Below are 17,963 nucleotides of genomic sequence, written 5' to 3'. Positions count from 1 at the left end.
GTGAGCGGGTGCCTTGAAGTCACCCGCTCACTATGTTAACCTAACCCAACCTTATGCAAAAACTTACCTTTTCCTTCATTTTTGCACTCGTTTCATTTGCTGCATTTTCTCAGCCAATCAACCCTACTCTTCCCGATCCCAATCCACCAACAGAAATTCCCGGCATGAAACTCGTTTGGGACGATGAATTTAACAGCAATGGCAAACCCAATCCTGACTTCTGGAAATACGAAAAAGGCTTTGTCAGGAATGAAGAACTGCAATGGTATCAGGAAGAAAATGCCACATGCTCCAACAGTGCTCTAATTATCGAAGGCCGTCGCGAGGAAATTCAAAATCCGAAATTCAAAGTTGGGAGTCAGGATTGGCGTGCAAACAGGGAAACGGCGCATTACACTTCAGCAAGCATCAATACCCGAGGGCAAAAGCAATGGTTGTACGGACGATTTGAGATTCGGGCAAGGATTGACACCGCAATGGGATCGTGGCCTGCCATCTGGACATTGGGTGTTGCCAAACAATGGCCTTCGAACGGGGAAATTGATCTGATGGAATTCTACCGTGTAAACAATGTGCCCACTATTTTGGCAAACGTGGCCTGGGGAACCGACAAGCAGTATGTTGCAAAATGGGATACGGAGCGAATTCCCTTCGCCCATTTCCTTGCCAAAGATCCGGAATGTACAAAAAAATTCCACATCTGGCGAATGGACTGGACAAAGGAATCAATCAAACTTTATCTGGATGATGAATTGCTAAACACAACTTTACTCAGCGAAACGATTAATCCGGATGGATTTAACCCATTCACTCAGCCTCATTATTTACTTTTGAATCTGGCACTCGGTGGCAATGGCGGAAACCCCGACCGATCTAAATTTCCGATTAAATACGAAGTGGATTACGTGCGGGTTTATCAGGAAAAGTAAAAAGTCATTAGTCATTGGGAAATTTTCCGAATGACTAATGACTTTTTACAGAATGCAGTGGCAGAAAAGGGATTCCATCTTTCAAAAAGAGATGGAATCCCTCTATGAAAACTGCGACTGTTTACTTGAACAACTCCTTATTCGGCTGAGCGCCCATTGTGAATTCAAGAGTTCCGCCATCCATCACTTCCTGATGGGTAATGAATGTACGATCCAATACTTGTCCGTTCAGTTTCACTTCCTGAATGTATTTGTTTTCTTTCGAAGCCAACGGAGCTTTCATGGTAAAGAACTTACCCGAAGCAACTTCCAATTTGGCTTCCTGAACGATTGGCGAACCAAACTGGTATTTCAATTCCGAAGGATTCACCGGATAGAAACCCATCGCGCTGAACACATACCAGGCCGACATTTGTCCGCAATCTTCGTTTCCGCATAAACCATCAGGTTTGGTGGTGTACATCGTTTCCTGAATCTGGCGGTTCAGTTCCTGAGTTCGCCATGCACGTCCGGCATAATTGAACAGAAAAGTGGTGTGATGACCAGGTTCGTTACCATGCGCGTAACTTCCAATCAATCCTGAAATATCAGGAGAAGCTTCCGCACCTTTTACACCTTCAGCAACCACGAAAAGTTGGTCAAGTTTATCGGCAAATGCGTCTTTGCCGCCAAGCAACTCAATCAATCCGTTTACATCCTGTGGAGCCAGCCACAAATATTGCCATGCGTTTCCTTCGGTATAATCGCTTCCTTCGTGTTTCGAGAATGCCGGATCAAATGGTGTTGTCCACTGACCATTGCTTAGCTTTCCACGCATAAAACCGGTTTCTTTATCGAAGTAGTTTTTGTAATTCAGTGCACGCTTGGCAAAATAAGCAGCGTCTTCGGTTTTTCCCAATTTCTGAGCAACAGCAGCCACAGCCCAGTCGTCAACACACACTTCCTCTGCTTTGGCCACCGATTGCTGAATTTTATCAGCAGGAATATATCCCAGTTTATCGTGATAGCCCATTCCATCGCGATCAGCCATTGATGTTGCTTTCATGGCTTCAAAAGCTAGTTGGTAATCGAAATCTCCAATTCCTTTCAGGATAGCTTCAGCAATAACCGAAATAGAATGATTGGCTACCATACACCATGTTTCGTTGCCTTCGAGTTCCCAAACAGGTAAAACTCCAGTCTGTTTATAATGATCGAGCATCGTTTTCACCATGTCGTTGACACGGGCCTGCTGCGTTAAAGTAAACAGCGGATGCAACGCGCGGTAAGTGTCCCACAACGAGAATACGGTGTAACGGTTGTATCCTGAAGCCTTCTGTGTGTCACCGTTTATTCCTTTAAATTCTCCGTTTGAATCGGAAAACAAAGCAGGAGCAACCATGGTGTGGTAAAGCGAAGTATAGAAAATGGTTTTCTGATCTTTGTCGTTCGACTGAATCTTGATTTTCGCCAGTTCTTTTTCCCAGGCATCTGATGCAGCTTTGGCAGTTGCTTCAAAATCCCATCCGGCCAAAGAACCATCCAGATTGGCTATGGCATTTTCAACGCTAACCGAAGAAATGCCCACTTTAGCTAATACTTGTTTTTCGCCAAAACTGAAAACGCCTACAGCACCAGCTTCGCCACCAACATTTTCGATAACCGATTTAGTAATTGGCGACGAAAAACGAACCGCAAAATAAACATGCTGATCTTTGGCCCAGCCATTCGACAGGCGAACACCAGTTACCAACTTGTCGTCCACAACTTTAAGCGAAGTCTGGTAAGGCTTGTCCCAGTTGATGGCAAATCCAAGGTTAATGATCAGGTTATTTTCGCCACCTTCAGGAAAAGAATAACGGTGCAATCCGGCACGTTCGGTCACTGTAAATTCAGCTTTTACACCATTGTTTTTCAAGGTTACAGCATAATAACCCGGCTTGGCAGTTTCCTGACTGTGACTGTACTTACCGGCATAACGGGTAACAAAATCAGCATTTTTTTCATTTTTCTGAAAAGTAACTTCAGAAGTAACCGGCAGAAAAGAAATGTCGGCCAAATCGCCGATTCCTGTTCCGCTCAGGTGCAAATGACTGAAGCCAGCCACAATGCTATCGGAATAATGATAGCCGGAACACCAGTCCCAGCCTTGAGTTCCATTATCAGGACTCAACTGAATTTGTCCGAACGGATATGCAGCTCCCGGACAGGTATGTCCGTGAAACCCAGTTCCGATAAAAGGATCGACGAAATCGGTCAGGCGATCTTCCTGAACAGTTTTTTGAGTTTGAGTGGTACAGGCCGACAAAAAAAGTACGGCTGCAGCAATAATTGAAATAAATTTTGTCATTGGTTGGTTTTAAAATCAGTTCGACAAATGTAATCAAAAAGAAAAAAGGTAAGCGTCATGGTCGTGCTGATCCGTCCTGATTTTATCATGCCGTCTAATTTCGCGATTCAAATGACATTCGAATCCTACTTTCAGCATCCAGTCTATTTTCTGAATTCGGGACGAATAAATCAGGATTAATTGAAATCGCTGAGACAATTTTTTGTACCTTTTCACTGCAAAACACTTTCATCGATGAAGTGCGTTGAATCCAAACAAATACTGCGATTATGAAAATTACATTAACCATTCATTATCAAACCATCCCCGGACAAGAGATTTACATTTCCGGATCGTCCAGGTTATTCGGGCAGTGGGATGTGAGCCAGGCTCAAAAAATGAGTTATCAAGGAAATGGATTTTGGAAAATTTCAGTAAAAACAAATCAAAAATCGGGTCGAATCGAATATAAATACCTGATGAAAGCAGATTCGGGTTACGAAGTCTGGGAATGGGGGAGCAATCATTTCATTGACATTAAAAATGAAGCAATCAAAGAATTGATTATCGACGATTTGTGGCGCAATCCGCCAGCCGAAGAAAAAGCTTTGTTTACTTCTTCCTTTTCAAAGGTAATCATGAACCCGGGAAGCAACCGGGAAGCAGTTTCGGAGATTCAAGCCAATCAAGTTCTTCAGTTTAAAATTGAAGTTCCCCGAATCACGTCCGATTACAAAGTTTGCATTTTAGGAAATCAGGATCAGTTGGGAAATTGGGATCGAAAAAAAGCATTTGTTCTGGAATGTAGCAACGATTTTCCGCTTTGGACCGGACAATTGAATGCTGCGGAATTGAAATTTCCGCTCCAATACAAATACGGAATTTGGGATATGATAAAAAAGGAAGTAGTTACCCTGGAAGATGGGCACGACCGACAACTGCCCGAAATTTCAATGACCAATTCGTCATCTATTTACATCAAGACCGATTCTCATTTCCGGTTTCCGTTGGGATTGTGGAAAGGTGCTGGTGTAAGTGTCCCTGTATTTTCGCTCCGGAGTGAAAACAGTTTTGGGGTAGGTGAATTTAATGACCTGTTCGATTTTATTGACTGGGCTAAACAAACCGGCCTAAAGATGGTGCAGATTCTTCCGGTAAACGAAACCATTGCGTCGCACAACTGGCTCGATTCTTATCCGTACAAGTCGATTTCGGTGATGGCTCTTCACCCCATTTACCTGAATCTGGATAATATTGGCCCACTGAACGATGAAAAGCTAATGGCCGAGTTTGCCGAGCAGCAAAAATTGCTCAATAAGAATTCTGAAGTCGATTATCCTGAAGTACTGCGACACAAATCGCGCTATTACAAGCTTATTTTCGATCAGGATGGAGCAAAATTGTTCAAATCGAATGACTTTAAACAGTTCTTCAAGACCAATAAAGAATGGCTTGTGCCTTATGCTGCTTTTGTTTACCTGCGCGACAAATACAAATCGCCCGATTTCCGCAATTGGGGCGAATACAGCATCTACAATCCGGCAAAAATCGAAAAACTCTGTTCCCCCAAATCGTATGCATGGGAAGACATTGCCGTCCATTATTTCATTCAATATCATCTGGATAAACAGCTTAAGGAAGCTGCAAACTATGCCCGAAAAAATGGAATTATCCTGAAAGGCGACATTCCGATCGGGATTAGCCCAAATAGCGTGGAAGCCTGGACTGAACCCCATTTATTTAACCTCAGTGCGCAAGCCGGTGCGCCACCCGATGATTTTGCCGTGAAGGGACAAAACTGGGGTTTCCCAACCTACAACTGGGAAGAAATGGCCAAAGATGGTTATCAATGGTGGATCAAGCGAATGCAAAAAATGACCGACTATTTCGACACCTACCGGATTGATCATATTCTGGGTTTCTTCCGAATTTGGGAAGTACCGACCAATGCCGTTGAAGCTTTGCTCGGTCATTTTAATCCTGCGCTACCTTTATCAACAAAGGAAATCAGTCACTATGGTCTATATTTTAACCACGAGCGCTTTTCGAAACCATACATTCGGCACCACCTCCTGAAACCCTTATTTGGAGAATCAACAGAAACAGTTATTCACGAATTTCTGGACGATTTGGGACACGGGCATTATAAATTGAAAGATGAATTTAATACCCAGCAAAAAATCAATCAGCACTTCCTGAAGAACATTGAAGAAGAGGATTTGGACGATCAAAACCGTAAAATCAGGGATGGATTGTTTGATTTGGTAGCCAATGTTTTGTTTGTATCCACCGGCGAGGACCAATGGCATCCGCGTATTTCGATGCAAAAAACCAGTTCGTATGCCGAATTGGACGACTGGACAAAAGAGCAGTTGAATAATCTATACGTCGATTACTTTTACAAACGGCACGAGAATTTCTGGTATCGAAAAGGAATGGAGAAACTGCCAGTAATTGTTGCGGTGGGCAATATGTTGGTTTGTGGCGAAGATTTGGGAATGATTCCGGACTGTGTGCCAAAAGCCATGTCGGAATTGGGTATTTTGAGTCTGGAAATCCAGCGAATGCCGAAAAACCCAACAATAAAATTTGCCCATCCGGCAGATGCTCCGTATTTGTCGGTTTGCACCACCTCCACTCACGACATGTCAACCATTCGCGGATGGTGGGAAGAAGACCGGGAAAAGACCCAACAGTTTCATAACCTTGAACTGGGAAATGCCGGACTGGCACCTTACTTTGCTGAGCCATGGATTTGTCAGCAAATCATTACCCAACATCTATATTCACCTGCAATGTGGGTAACTATCCCAATTCAGGATTTAATTTCGATGGACAGTAAATTCAGATGGGAGAAAACTCAGGCAGAGCAGATCAATTACCCAAGTAATGTGCGCCACAAATGGCGATTCCGAATGAAACAAAGCATTGAAGATTTAAAAAAAGCCGACGAATTCAACAACCTATTGAAAGAACTCATTAAAGCTTCGGGAAGGAATTCGGATTATTGATTTCGGCTAAGAAACATAAAACAATAGGAAAAAGACCATTATGAAACATACTCCTGAGGAAGTATACGAGCGTGTTTACATACACGCCGCAAAAATCCGAGTTCGTGAAGGTTGGGCATTATTTCTTTGTTCGATGGATGGATATAGTCAATTCGCTTTTGAGCCTGTTTTTAATAAAACCGTTCAGATTAATATAGAGACTCTCAACCAGCTTTTTGATAATATTCTAAAAGATTATAACCCAGTCATTAATCCGAAACAGATTGTTTTTGTTACCAGTCTTTCTGAAGAATATGGACTGCTGTTTTTATTAACCAAAGCTGCAAACCATCGATTTGTACACAACAAAGAAGCGACACTAAAAGCTATGAAAGAGTTTCTTAATTCAATGAATTTTGAATTGACAGATCTGTAAGCAAGATTTGAAAAACTTATTTTGCCTTTTGCCTAAACAATATTTACTTGAATCTAATGTCTTCCAGTACTTACCTTTATTTTCTGACGGATTTCGAGTGATTCGTCAGAAAAAAGGAACTCACGGGTTGAGTCAGGAAGAAAATCAATGATTTCAGGCAATTTATCGTGTTTGATGGCCTTGCGAACTTTGGAAGCGCTAATGTAATCAGGTAAGTGATCGGCTCCCGAACCCACAGCTTTTCGAGTGATTTCGACAACCTCTACACCAAAAGATGGAAGTATTGATTTCATCGCCTGGTTGTATGCACCGGTAACTTTGCAGTAATTTTCGGTACCAACGTAGCGCTTTTTGATCCCCAGAATTGGCACAACGTACTTAGAAAAAATTTTGACATCCAGTTCTGCCTGTTTTTGCATTACATCGCTAACCAATTCTTTTTTAAGGAAATAAGATGGGAAAATGGCTCCAGAAACAATGTACATTCCACCGCGAACCATCACCACATTCTGAAGATGTTCAATCCCTTTGCGGATCAGCTCCCAACGTACTTTAAACGGAAAAGCTGAACGATCTTCTTCTACTACAAACAAATAGACAACTTCATTCTCCGAAGCAGCCTTTTCGATCAGGAATTTATGTCCGTTGGTAAATGGGTTGCAATTGACCACCATAGCAGCCACATTCGGGGATTCGGTCGGTATTTTCAAGGCTTTCAGGTAATCCTGATAAGTTGTTATCGATTCGAATCCGAATTCAAGTACCGAAAAAAGAGGTTCAGCCGATGCAATTTCGGTATAGCCCAATCCACGAAACCGAACTGAATTCTCAGGGCGTGTAAAAACAAAAGTATGCTTGTAAATTTTCAGGAGCTTTTCTGTCATGTAACTAACAATCAGGGCAAAAGCAGTGGTATCACGAAACGTTGGGGCAACAGCAACATATTTCAAAATTCGCCCCATGTGTGAGCCGGTTCCCACCAAATCGCCTTTCAGGTTATACACAATCATGGTGCATTCCACCTCCGCCGGATCAAACTCAAATCCGAGTCGGGCCAGAAAATCCTTAACCAGTTTAAGATCAAAAGGATTATCCAGATCAAGTGTCTCCTGACGAAAATCGGTATCTTCAAATGTCATTTATTCGGTCTAAAAGGTAAAATGCTTTTGTTTGTCGGCCTGAATAACCGACCAGACAAAAGTAGTCACTGCAAGCAAATCAGCCGAGCCTCCGGGAGAAATATTTTCCTGTTTGCAAACATCAGCCAGAGCATCATAATTTGCCGGATTGAAATCATCCAAAGCAATTCGGCAAAGGTTTTTAAACCGATTCAAAACTTCAGTATTACTCCTGAAAAGGATATTTGTATCGTTGTTATTTGCCGCAATAGCCAGCAAACATTTAGTCATCGATTCATCATTGAGCTGTTTTTCCTGAATGATTTCGGGCAAACCAAAATCAAAAACCGTTGCAAATCCGCTTTCAGCCTCACCTCGCGCTCCACTGAAACCATACTTCAGGAATACTTTTTCTCCATGGCTTTTCCCTGAAGGATTACCCATTTCATTCCGAACCATATCTTTACAAATTCCTCTGATGATATTCCTGAATTCTCCGACCTGAAACCGATCGCTTTGGCTGAACAACTTTCCGCAGGCAAACAAAGAAAGTCCCATCAAAAAGATAACGCCTTTTTGCGTATTGACATTTCCGGTTGCCTCAAACATCGCCGATTCCATTTGCAAACCGATGTCGCGAAGTCGTGGCAAGGCCTTTGTTAAATCGTCATTCTGAAAAGCAAAACCTTCGCGCACCAACTCATCAAATCCGAAAGAAATAGCTTCAGTGGAATCAACAAACATCTGGTAATTCATATCAGAATGGCTTCCGGAGCTATGCCGATCGACCAATCCGGGCTTGGGAGTGAGCGCAATCTCCGCCAGAATCGCCTGCTGTGCCAGTGAAGCGAGTTTCTTAATGATCTGTTTTTTTCGCTGACATCCAAGAAATACAGCCATTTCAGAAAACATGAACGTTCTTAATTCGTCGAAACTGTGGGCATTTTCACGCCGACATTCGATGGCTGGTTTTTCACGGCAAAAAAAGCACAATTTCGATTTTCCGGAGGAAACCGTATTTCCTTGTTGATCATTCAAATCCACATCAACGAATCGTCCCAAAGGATGGTTCTCTTCAAAGTCTTCGCAGATTTGTTTGATCTCATTCAGACCGAAATCGTCGATTGAAAAAGGAATCAGGTAAAAATCTCCGGCAGTATCGCATATTTCAATAGCTTCTTTTTCATGAATATCAATCCGGTGAGCTACAAAAGTATTTTTCAAATCGCGTAAGCAAGATCGAAAGAAAGAACCCACAGTTGAATTACTTTTGGGAAAACCGGGAACATTCAGGCTTAAACTTAAGCTGGGCAAGCCTTTCTGAGCAATTTGTGCTTTCAGAAAAGCCCGCTGATCGCGGGCTTTTAATATAGATTCGAGTGGTTCGATTGTGGTTCTCCTTGTTTTATTGATCCTGTACTTTACAGGAAACTGTCATTAGTCATTGGGAAAAAGTTTAAAAGGCATTTTACGAATGACTAGTGACTTTTTCCTATTTTTTATTTCTCTTTCAACTGATGAATCACATCGATAATGGTTCCATCGCGGTACTCAACAATTCCCACAATCTTGTCAGTATATTCGAGTGGCGCCGGAATTCCGGTTATTTTGTCAACCTCAATTTCAAGGTCGTGAATATCTTTAATGTTCAACCCTGCCCTTTTGAGATTTGCTTCCAGTTCAGGGAATGCCGGATTTACGCAGATTCCACGTTCAGTGACCAACACGTGAATCGACTCTCCGGGAGTTACAATAGTATGAACACGTTTTTTTATGATTGGGATACGGCCGCGAAACGAAGGACAAACCACTACGGTTAGGTTTGCTCCTGATGCTGTATCGGAATGACCACCTGATGCACCGCGCACATTGCCTTCGGAACCGGTTATGACGTTCACGTTAAAATCAACGTCGATTTCAAGCGCACCGAGAACAACCACATCAATTTTATTGGTGATACAGCCGCAGTTGAACGGATTGGCGTAAAGTGCAGCCGGGATTTCAATGTGCCGACGGTTATTCAGGAGCGAATTACTAACGGTTGCATCGAACGACTGAACATCGAAGATCGTCTCGAAAAGCCCGTCATTCAACATATCTACGCAATACGAAGTAATACCACCGAGCATAAAGCTTCCTTTGATGGCTTTAGTCTTCATCTTTTCGCGAATGAACTTCGCTACAGCAAGTGATGCACCACCAGCTCCAACCTGAAAAGCAAATCCGGGCTCAAAAAATCCAGAATGTTCGATTACATCAGCAGCCAGCTTAGCTATCCGAAGATCCATTGGCGAATTGGTGATACGCGTTGTTCCGGTTGCAATTTTCGAGGCGTCGCCAATCGAGTCAACCACCACAACCTGGTCCACAAAATTTTGAGAAATTGAGAGTGGAATACATGGGAAATTGACCAGATTGTCGGTAACCACTATGACCTGTTTGGCATACCGGGCATCAATAACAGCATAACCGATTGATCCAAATGCCGATTTCCCATGAGAACCTGTTGCATTTCCCTCGCAGTCGGCGGCCGAGGCCGCTATAACGGTCAGGTCAATCTGAATCTTTCCAGTATGAATGCTGCGAACACGACCTCCGTGTGAATGGATAACCACCGGAATATCGAGTACTCCCAAGGCTATCGCGCGTCCCAACTGGCTTCGGATACCCGATGAATAAATGCGTGTAACCGTCCCATCTTCCAGATAAGGAAGAATCGGGTCGTGACATTCGTTGAGCGAAGAGGAAGCCAGCGTAATGTCGCGGATTCCCATATTGTGAAGAATAGTAAGCGTTTGAACAAGCAAGATATCGCCGTTCCGCAAGTGATGATGAAACGAAACAGTCATTCCATTGTGCGGATTGCTGCGCAGGATAGCTTCTTCGAGCGAATTGCACAATTTGCTTTGATGTGGCAGATATGCCTTATTGGGTGCAGGAATGGTAGGTTCGTCCATCCAACCTTTGCTCAGTTTTGTGAGTGCCCCCTGAAAAGGTTCTAATTTCCCAATTCCCTCAATGTATTCAGGAATTTCTCTGCCTAAACTATTTAGCATTTCAGTGATTTTAATTTTGTTGTTTTACGATTATCGTTAAAGACGCGATGCATCGCGTCTCTACAAATAACATTTATCCCACCGTCACATTTGCCAGTCTCAGGATATACTCGGCGCGGGTAACGATTGGCGCATCGATCATCTTTCCGTCGATGGCAAAAACGCCTATACCTGCGGCACTGTTTATCTTAAATTCTTTAACGATGCGATAAGCTTTTCTGACTTCCTCATCAGTTGGCGTGTAAACGTCGTGGATGATTTCAATTTGTCGTGGATTAATCACGGCCTTACCTGTAAATCCAATCCTTTTGGCGTATTCAGTCTCTCTCCGTAAACCATCTTCATCGTTTACATCAGGGAAAACGGTATCAATCACATCGATGTGACTGGCCTTGGCGGCCATAACAATCCGTTTCCGGGCAAAATCGATTCCGGCGCCATCGGGAGTATAAACGATATTCATGTCGGCAGTCAAATCTTGTCCACCAATGGTAATGGCATCCACCCGATCGAATTTACTGGCAATATCAAATACATTCTGAACTCCCATTGCAGTCTCGATCATGGCATGAAGTGTCATTTTTGTATGCGGAAGTCCATGTCGATCCTCAATCTGCTCAATGATTTTCAACAATTCAGCCACTTCTTCGCCCGATTCAGTTTTCGGATAACGAATGGCTGAAGGCTGCAACGGGACAATGGCTTCGAGATCGGCCAGACCAAAAGGCGTACTCAAATGATTCACCCGGACACAAACTTCGGAATCGTAAAAATCGATTACATTAATCATATTTCGAACCAAAATTCGGGCAGCATCCTTTTGATTCAGCGCAACTGCATCTTCCAGATCGAGCAAAATGCTGTCGGCTCCATAAACTCCTCCTTGCTGAATCATCGCCGGGTTGTTGCCCGGAATGTAAAGCATTGACCGACGCTTTTTAAATATTTTTGTCATAGCTGGATTATTTTAATGTTCCTTCCTGTTCGTCGAGCGAGCGCTTGATGGCTGTTTCGAGACGGGCTTTAATGGTGGGCTCCAATGCTCCTTTGTCTTTTGCAATCAAGTGAATATCTGTCATATCGTATTGATCCAGCATTTCAACGATAATCCGGTTAAAATTGGCTCCAAACTGTTGCATAACGGTAGACGATATCTCCAACTTACGGCCCGAATTATCAGGACGTGGTTCGATAAGAAAAATGACATCACTTGATTCGAAGGTGCCAGACTGTGCGGCTATTTTTGGCTTCATGTGCAATTGTTAATTATTACCCTGAAGCCACAAAAGTATGACTTTAAATCTTCAGGGAGATGATTTTTCGCAACAATAACATGATTTTATCGAAAGGTATTTTAGGAACAACCCTCCTCGACGAAAGGTTATTGCTTTATATGGCAGTTATTTACAGGCAAAACCTAGATGTATTCCATTATCCTGCCAGAAATCTGAAACAAAGAAATTTCGGCAATCTTAGTTTGATACTGTACCGAAACGAGCCGTTCCTCGGCATCAAGAAGACTCTTTTGCACTTCACGAAGTTCAAGTCCGGCTAAACTTCCCAGTTTATACCTTTCCAAGGCTATTTCGAGGTTTTCACGTGCTACCGACAGGTTTTGTTCTTCAAGTTTTAACAGGCGCAGGTTGTTCTCGTAGGCAAAATAAATGGTGAGCAAATCGGCTTTCACTTCCTGCTCAACTTCCTTGTATTGTATCTTTTTGCTTTGAATCTCAACAAGGGCATTGCTTTTTAAGCGTTTCTGGTTAAATCCATCGAAGATGCCAATGCCAAGCGTTAACCCATAGTTTAACCCATGCACATTTTGATTGCCTAACGAACCCGACCCATAGCGGTTGTAGGAATACCCATAACCAGACGACATGGTTAGATAAGGATAGGAACGTGATTTTATAATTTTAGAATCGAGTTCTGTAATAACCTGGTTTTTAGCAGCTATTCGTAAACTTGTATTGTTTTGAAGTGTCTGTTGCAGCAGGTCATCATAAAGCAATTTTTGGTCAAGCTGTATCAGCGTGTCCTTCAATTTAATATTTTCACCCAAATCGTCAGCAGCCATAAGTTCGTTAAGCCTGATTTGCGAAGTTCGGAGCACTTCATTTTGATGCGCAAATCTGGAACTATCGGAATTCAAATAAACGATCGATTGCAGCAGTTCCAGTTTCGAGGCACCTCCCAGCAAATAACGTTGCCTATCGATCCGCACACGTTCGCGAGACAAAGAAACGGCATAAGCCAAATTATCGTTTAAAATTAGTTGCTGGATGTAGTAATTATACTGCGAAACAATTAGTGAGACCAAATTTTCAACCGACATCTGGGTGTTAAATCCCTCTAATTCTTTCTGTTCCTTTAGCTTCTGATAAGTAGTTTTCACCTGAAATCCCTTGAAGATGGTCATTCCAAGGTCCACGCCCAAAGAACCACTATTATTGTGAATGTCGTTTAAGGCAACTTTACTTCCATCGTTGTAATTTTGGTTGGTTGTATTTAAAGTACCTCCAAAACGGTTGGTCGAAGATATGACAGGCAACATACCGGCATTTCCGCGAGTGAAATTATTGGTTGCAATTTCCTCGTTATTACGGGCAACAAGCAACGAAAAATTACGTTCAAGTCCGGTTTTGATACACCGGCTCAGGTCATATACTTCCTGGGCAATGGAATTGTTCACGATAAATAAGAACAAAACCAGTGAAACGAAATGCTTAATTCCCGATAGCTGTTTTATCCTCATTTGAAATATTTGGTTCATTGATAATACTTTTTGTTTCACTTGAAATGACGAGATAAATAGATGGCACAACATACAAGGTTAGTACTGTGGAGATGGTTAATCCGCCAACTACGGCAACTCCCATCGCTACGCGACTTTGTGCTCCATCGCCCAATCCGAGGGCAAGTGGTAAAATACCAAGAATGGTTGATAAGCTTGTCATCAAAATAGGACGAAACCGAGCCGCTGCTGAATACCGAATTGCTTCAAGTTTGCTCATGCCTGCTTCTTTTCGCTGATTGGCAAACTCTACAATCAGAATACCGTTTTTCGTTACAAGACCAATTAACATGATCAAACCAATCTGGCTAAAAATGTTCATCGTAATATTGAAATACCACATAAACAACAGAGCGCCTGTAAGAGCCAAAGGAACTGTCATCATTACAATAATCGGGTCTTTAAAGCTTTCGAATTGCGCCGAAAGCACCAAAATGATCAGAACAATAGCCAGAATAAAAGCAAACATCAAACTTGATGAGCTTTCCATAAAGTCTTTTGAATCACCTGTAAGCGCGGTTCTGAACGAATCGTCTAAAACTTTGGCCGAAATTTTATCCATCTCCGCAATTCCCTGACTGATTGTTTTACCATCGGCCAAACCAGCAGATATTGTTGCCGCAACAAAGCGGTTATAGCGAAACAATTGAGGCGGTGCGGTTGATTCCTGTAACGTCACAAAATTATCAAGCTGTACCATATGTCCCTGTGTGTTCCTTACATATAACGATTTCAAATCGAGCGGTTTATTTCTGTCATCTCTGGCCAGTTCCCCTAAAATCTCGTATTGCTTGCCATTCATTATAAAGTAACCAAACCGTTGACCGCTAAGCGCAAGTTGTAGTGTTTGTCCGATATTCTGGGTAGAAACTCCCAGCAAATTAGCTTTATCCCGGTTGATCACAATTTGCAGTTCAGGCTTGGTAAATTTCATATTTACATCAGCCATCACGAAGTTGGGATTTTCGTTTACCTGCGACATAAAAGCTGGAAGTATTTCACGCAGTTTTTCGATGTTGGGAGCCTGGAGTACATACTGAATGGGAAGACCAGACCTCCGTCCACCAAAGGTCGATTGCTGAATTACGCTTGCACGTGCCTTTGTTTTTGTCCGTAACTCAGCCGACAACTGATTTGCGATTTGTTGTTGTGAACGCTCTCTTTCCGATGGATCAACCAACAAAACCCTCACAAAACCTCCGCCTCCCCGAATCATAGTTGTTACTTTATCATTTTCGGGAATGACATTCTCAACCAGTTTACCAATCTCCTCGGTATAACCAAGGTTGTACTCATAGGTTGATCCTTCTTGTGAGGTAATATTTATATTTAATTGCGAGCGGTCTTCAAGCGGAGCCATTTCTGCCGGAATCGTTTTCCATAGGATAAAGATCAGGAAAAACGACACCACAAGAATGAAAATCGAAAGGAATTTTTTATGAAGATATGAATCAAGTGTATTCTGATAGGCTCGATTTAAAGCCGTGAAAAATTTCTCAGTATAATTGTATGCGTTACTCCTATTATGCCTTGTTTTTAGCAATTTAGTCGACAGCATGGGAGTTAAAGTAAGCGCCACAAAAGCTGAAATAATGACCGATCCGGCAATAACAATACTAAACTCCCTGAACAAACGACCAGTCATCCCTTCAAGAAAAACAATGGGAATAAATACTGCTACAAGTGTTATGGTTGTTGAAACAATGGCAAAAAATATTTCGTTCGATCCTTTGAACCCTGCCTCGAGTGGAGTCATTCCCTGTTCAATTTTAACATATATATTTTCCATCATCACAATCGCATCGTCAACCACCAATCCAATCGAAAGGACGATGGCCAAAAGCGTAAGTACATTGATCGTAAAACCGGAAATATACATGATAAAAAATGAACCGACCAACGAAACTGGAATTACCAAAATTGGTATGACCGTGGTTCGCCAGTCGCGCAGAAAAGTAAAAATGATAACCACTACAAGAAAAAATGCGATGTAGATGGTACTTTTTACTTCCTCGATAGACGACCGGATATATGTTGTATTGTCGAATCCAACTTCATATTTCACGTCTTCCGGAAGATCTTTCTGAATGAATTTAAGTCTTTTATATACCTCGTCAACAATTTCGATATGGTTTGCCCCTGGTTGCGGAATAATTATCGTTGCAACCATCGGGATGCCGTTCAATTTCATGATTCCGCGTAAATCCTGCGGGCCAAGTTCGGCACGACCAATATCACTTACTCTGACAATCTGATCACCGGTCTGCCGTAAAATAAGACTGTTGAATTCCTGGGGTGTGGTCATCAATCCCAAAGTGCGTATAGTCAGTTCGGTTGTAGTCCCTTCAATGCTTCCTGCCGGAAGCTCAACGTTTTCGCGAAGTATGGCATTTCTGACATCCAGAGGCGTCATCTGATAGCCGGCCAGTTTTGCAGGATCGAGCCAGATACGCATTGCATAACGCTTTTCTCCCCAGATCGATACGGCGCTAACCCCCGAAATGGTTTGTAACTGCTCTTTAAAAGTAAGATCGGCGATTTCAGAAAGTTCAAGCAATGATCGCTGAGGACTTTTTACTGCAATCATCATAATCGGACTTGCATCGGCATCGGCTTTCGATACCGTTGGAGGGTCGCAATCGCGAGGCAACATTCGCTGCGCCTGAGATACTTTATCGCGGACATCATTGGCGGCTGTCTCCATATCAACAGAAAGCTCAAACTCAACAGAGATGCTGCTTCTTCCCTGGCTGCTTCGGCTGGTTAAGGTGCGGATACCGGGAATACCATTAATGGATTGTTCCAGAGGCTCGGTAATTTGTGTCTCTATTACATCGGAGTTTGCACCGGGATAAGAGGTGTCGACCGAAATAATTGGCGGATCAACGCTGGGAAACTCCCTTACGCCCAAATAGGTTAATCCGATTGCCCCAAACAAAAGGATAACCAGCGAGAAAACAGTGGCCAGAACGGGCCTCTTTATACTTGTAGACGATAGACTCATTGTTGTTTGTTTACGATGGATTTATTGGTTACCAGCGTATCAAGCTGAACAGGTATGCCTTGCCGCAATTGCAAAATTGCAGTTGTAAGTAATGTATCGCCAAAACTCAATCCTTTTTGAATCTGAACATGCGATTCGGTACGAAGGCCTAAAGTAACCTTCACCTCTTGCGCCTTCCCATTTTTGATAATGAAAACCTTTTCACCTTCCATTTCAGGAATAATGGCTTCAGTTGGGACGGAAATCGTATTGTCAATTTTTGATAACAGAGCTCTAACACTGGCAAAACGCCCTGGTTTCAACTCCTCATTTTTATTGGGATAATAGGCTCTGGCAACAATGGTTCGTGTATCCACATCCACTTTGGGAGCAACTGCATAAACTTCCGCCGTAAACGATTTTTGAATCCCATCAATCACAAATGTAATGGGGTAACCGGGCGTAACTTCACCAGCATACCTCTCAGGAATAGAGAACTCAATTTTTAACGGACTGATTTTTACAAGTTGTACTATTTTGGTTTGAGTGGTGGCATATGCGCCTTCACTCACCAAGCGTAAACCCACAACTCCATCGAAAGGAGCTCTTAATTCAGTTTCGGAAATACGTGCCACCAGAAGCATAATGTCGGCATCAAGCGATTGAAGCTCGGTAGCCACCTGGTCATAACTTTCACGGCTAATGGCGTCACGATCGAGTAACTGTCGCTGTCGAAATTCACGTTCTTCAGAAAGTTTTCGTTGAGCCTGCAGTTTTAATAGTTGAGCCTGCAATGGCCGATCGTTTATTTTAGCAAGTAATTCTCCTTTTTTAACCCGGGCGCCTTCTTTAAAAAAAATGCCTACTACTTTACCTGAAGCTTCAAATGACAGTTCAACTTCCTCATCAGGGATTAATGAGCCCGTGCTGTAAATAAGCTCGTTCATTTCTGTTGGTACAATTACATATCCACTTGCCAATAATGGCTGACCGCTTCCACGTGGCCCTTTTGCTCCTGTTGGTGTAACTATTTTTGAACCGGATTCAGATATAAGCATGGGTTTAATCTTGGGAAAAAGGATAATCCCAAGTACTACAACAATCAGAATTATTGTAATGGGAGTTCTGATTGATTTCTTCATGTGCAATGCCATTAGGTTTATTTATTAGGTTCGTTTTGCTAAATCGTTGAAGTTGTTTGACAACATCAATGTTGAATGGTTTAATCGCAAACATACAAATTACAAAGACTATTTCACATTCTAAACTGATTCATTTTTGAATAGAACCAGTTCCAATGAAAAAAAATTAAGATCATTGAAGATTATAATGCCTTGGAGATTGGAGGT

12 protein-coding genes are annotated in these 17,963 nt (G+C 42.5%); 3 read left to right on the top strand and 9 right to left on the bottom strand.

Annotated elements, in window-relative coordinates; genetic code table 11:
- The first annotated feature begins 53 nt into the window (after nt 1-53).
- Nucleotides 54-929: a glycoside hydrolase family 16 protein gene (locus tag AQPE_RS15690; protein ID WP_318347447.1), complete on the top strand. Its 876-nt coding sequence runs from the start codon at nt 54-56 to the stop codon at nt 927-929.
- Between the two features lie 121 nt (nt 930-1,050).
- Here AQPE_RS15690 and AQPE_RS15685 read toward each other — a convergent pair whose 3' ends face one another.
- Nucleotides 1,051-3,258, bottom strand: a complete 2,208-nt coding sequence (locus AQPE_RS15685) for a GH92 family glycosyl hydrolase (protein ID WP_318347446.1) — start codon at nt 3,256-3,258, stop codon at nt 1,051-1,053.
- 269 nt (nt 3,259-3,527) lie between these two features.
- On the opposite strand from AQPE_RS15685, the gene AQPE_RS15680 reads away from it, so the two are divergent.
- Together AQPE_RS15680 and AQPE_RS15675 are read left to right on the top strand one after the other, a co-directional pair.
- Entirely contained in the window at nt 3,528-6,248 is a 2,721-nt protein-coding gene (locus tag AQPE_RS15680) for a 4-alpha-glucanotransferase (protein WP_318347445.1), read from the top strand.
- 40 nt (nt 6,249-6,288) lie between these two features.
- Nucleotides 6,289-6,663, top strand: coding sequence for a hypothetical protein (locus AQPE_RS15675; protein WP_318347444.1), 375 nt, complete (start codon nt 6,289-6,291; stop codon nt 6,661-6,663).
- 53 nt (nt 6,664-6,716) lie between these two features.
- Here AQPE_RS15675 and citC read toward each other — a convergent pair whose 3' ends face one another.
- The 8 genes from citC to AQPE_RS15635 all read right to left on the bottom strand — a co-directional run bounded on the left by citC (nt 6,717) and on the right by AQPE_RS15635 (nt 17,756).
- Nucleotides 6,717-7,802, bottom strand: coding sequence for a [citrate (pro-3S)-lyase] ligase (citC, locus tag AQPE_RS15670; RefSeq protein ID WP_318347443.1), 1,086 nt, complete (start codon nt 7,800-7,802; stop codon nt 6,717-6,719).
- A gap of 9 nt (nt 7,803-7,811) precedes the next feature.
- On the bottom strand, nt 7,812-9,152 hold the full coding sequence (locus tag AQPE_RS15665) for a triphosphoribosyl-dephospho-CoA synthase (RefSeq protein ID WP_318351328.1): 1,341 nt from the start codon (nt 9,150-9,152) through the stop codon (nt 7,812-7,814).
- A gap of 128 nt (nt 9,153-9,280) precedes the next feature.
- Nucleotides 9,281-10,837 (bottom strand): citrate lyase subunit alpha, encoded by a 1,557-nt coding sequence (gene citF, locus AQPE_RS15660; RefSeq protein WP_318347442.1) that lies wholly within the window; start codon nt 10,835-10,837, stop codon nt 9,281-9,283.
- Nucleotides 10,838-10,910: 73 nt separating this feature from the next.
- Nucleotides 10,911-11,792 (bottom strand): HpcH/HpaI aldolase/citrate lyase family protein, encoded by an 882-nt coding sequence (locus tag AQPE_RS15655; RefSeq protein ID WP_318347441.1) that lies wholly within the window; start codon nt 11,790-11,792, stop codon nt 10,911-10,913.
- A gap of 7 nt (nt 11,793-11,799) precedes the next feature.
- Nucleotides 11,800-12,090, bottom strand: a complete 291-nt coding sequence (gene citD / locus AQPE_RS15650; RefSeq protein ID WP_318347440.1) for a citrate lyase acyl carrier protein — start codon at nt 12,088-12,090, stop codon at nt 11,800-11,802.
- 164 nt (nt 12,091-12,254) lie between these two features.
- Nucleotides 12,255-13,610, bottom strand: a complete 1,356-nt coding sequence (locus AQPE_RS15645) for a TolC family protein (RefSeq protein ID WP_318347439.1) — start codon at nt 13,608-13,610, stop codon at nt 12,255-12,257.
- On the bottom strand, nt 13,564-16,635 hold the full coding sequence (locus tag AQPE_RS15640) for an efflux RND transporter permease subunit (RefSeq protein WP_318347438.1): 3,072 nt from the start codon (nt 16,633-16,635) through the stop codon (nt 13,564-13,566). Before AQPE_RS15640 ends, AQPE_RS15645 begins: the two co-directional genes overlap by 47 nt.
- Nucleotides 16,632-17,756, bottom strand: coding sequence for an efflux RND transporter periplasmic adaptor subunit (locus tag AQPE_RS15635; protein ID WP_318347437.1), 1,125 nt, complete (start codon nt 17,754-17,756; stop codon nt 16,632-16,634). Before AQPE_RS15635 ends, AQPE_RS15640 begins: the two co-directional genes overlap by 4 nt.
- Nucleotides 17,757-17,963: the final 207 nt, after the last annotated feature.

Source organism: Aquipluma nitroreducens (assembly GCF_009689585.1).
In the GTDB taxonomy this organism is placed as follows: Bacteria; Bacteroidota; Bacteroidia; order Bacteroidales; family Prolixibacteraceae; genus Aquipluma; species Aquipluma nitroreducens.
The sequence above is the reverse complement of the archived record's forward strand: the minus strand, read 5'-3'. Positions and strand labels throughout refer to the sequence as shown.

What these genes read in the sequence shown, in the direction of transcription:
- AQPE_RS15690 (WP_318347447.1), top strand. Translation starts at nt 54, where the DNA reads ATGCAAAAACTTACCTTTTCCTTCATTTTTGCACTCGTTTCATTTGCT.
- AQPE_RS15685 (WP_318347446.1), bottom strand. Translation starts at nt 3,258, where the DNA reads ATGACAAAATTTATTTCAATTATTGCTGCAGCCGTACTTTTTTTGTCG.
- AQPE_RS15680 (WP_318347445.1), top strand. Translation starts at nt 3,528, where the DNA reads ATGAAAATTACATTAACCATTCATTATCAAACCATCCCCGGACAAGAG.
- AQPE_RS15675 (WP_318347444.1), top strand. Translation starts at nt 6,289, where the DNA reads ATGAAACATACTCCTGAGGAAGTATACGAGCGTGTTTACATACACGCC.
- citC (WP_318347443.1), bottom strand. Translation starts at nt 7,802, where the DNA reads ATGACATTTGAAGATACCGATTTTCGTCAGGAGACACTTGATCTGGAT.
- citF (WP_318347442.1), bottom strand. Translation starts at nt 10,837, where the DNA reads ATGCTAAATAGTTTAGGCAGAGAAATTCCTGAATACATTGAGGGAATT.
- AQPE_RS15655 (WP_318347441.1), bottom strand. Translation starts at nt 11,792, where the DNA reads ATGACAAAAATATTTAAAAAGCGTCGGTCAATGCTTTACATTCCGGGC.
- citD (WP_318347440.1), bottom strand. Translation starts at nt 12,090, where the DNA reads ATGAAGCCAAAAATAGCCGCACAGTCTGGCACCTTCGAATCAAGTGAT.
- AQPE_RS15645 (WP_318347439.1), bottom strand. Translation starts at nt 13,610, where the DNA reads ATGAACCAAATATTTCAAATGAGGATAAAACAGCTATCGGGAATTAAG.
- AQPE_RS15640 (WP_318347438.1), bottom strand. Translation starts at nt 16,635, where the DNA reads ATGAGTCTATCGTCTACAAGTATAAAGAGGCCCGTTCTGGCCACTGTT.
- AQPE_RS15635 (WP_318347437.1), bottom strand. Translation starts at nt 17,756, where the DNA reads ATGAAGAAATCAATCAGAACTCCCATTACAATAATTCTGATTGTTGTA.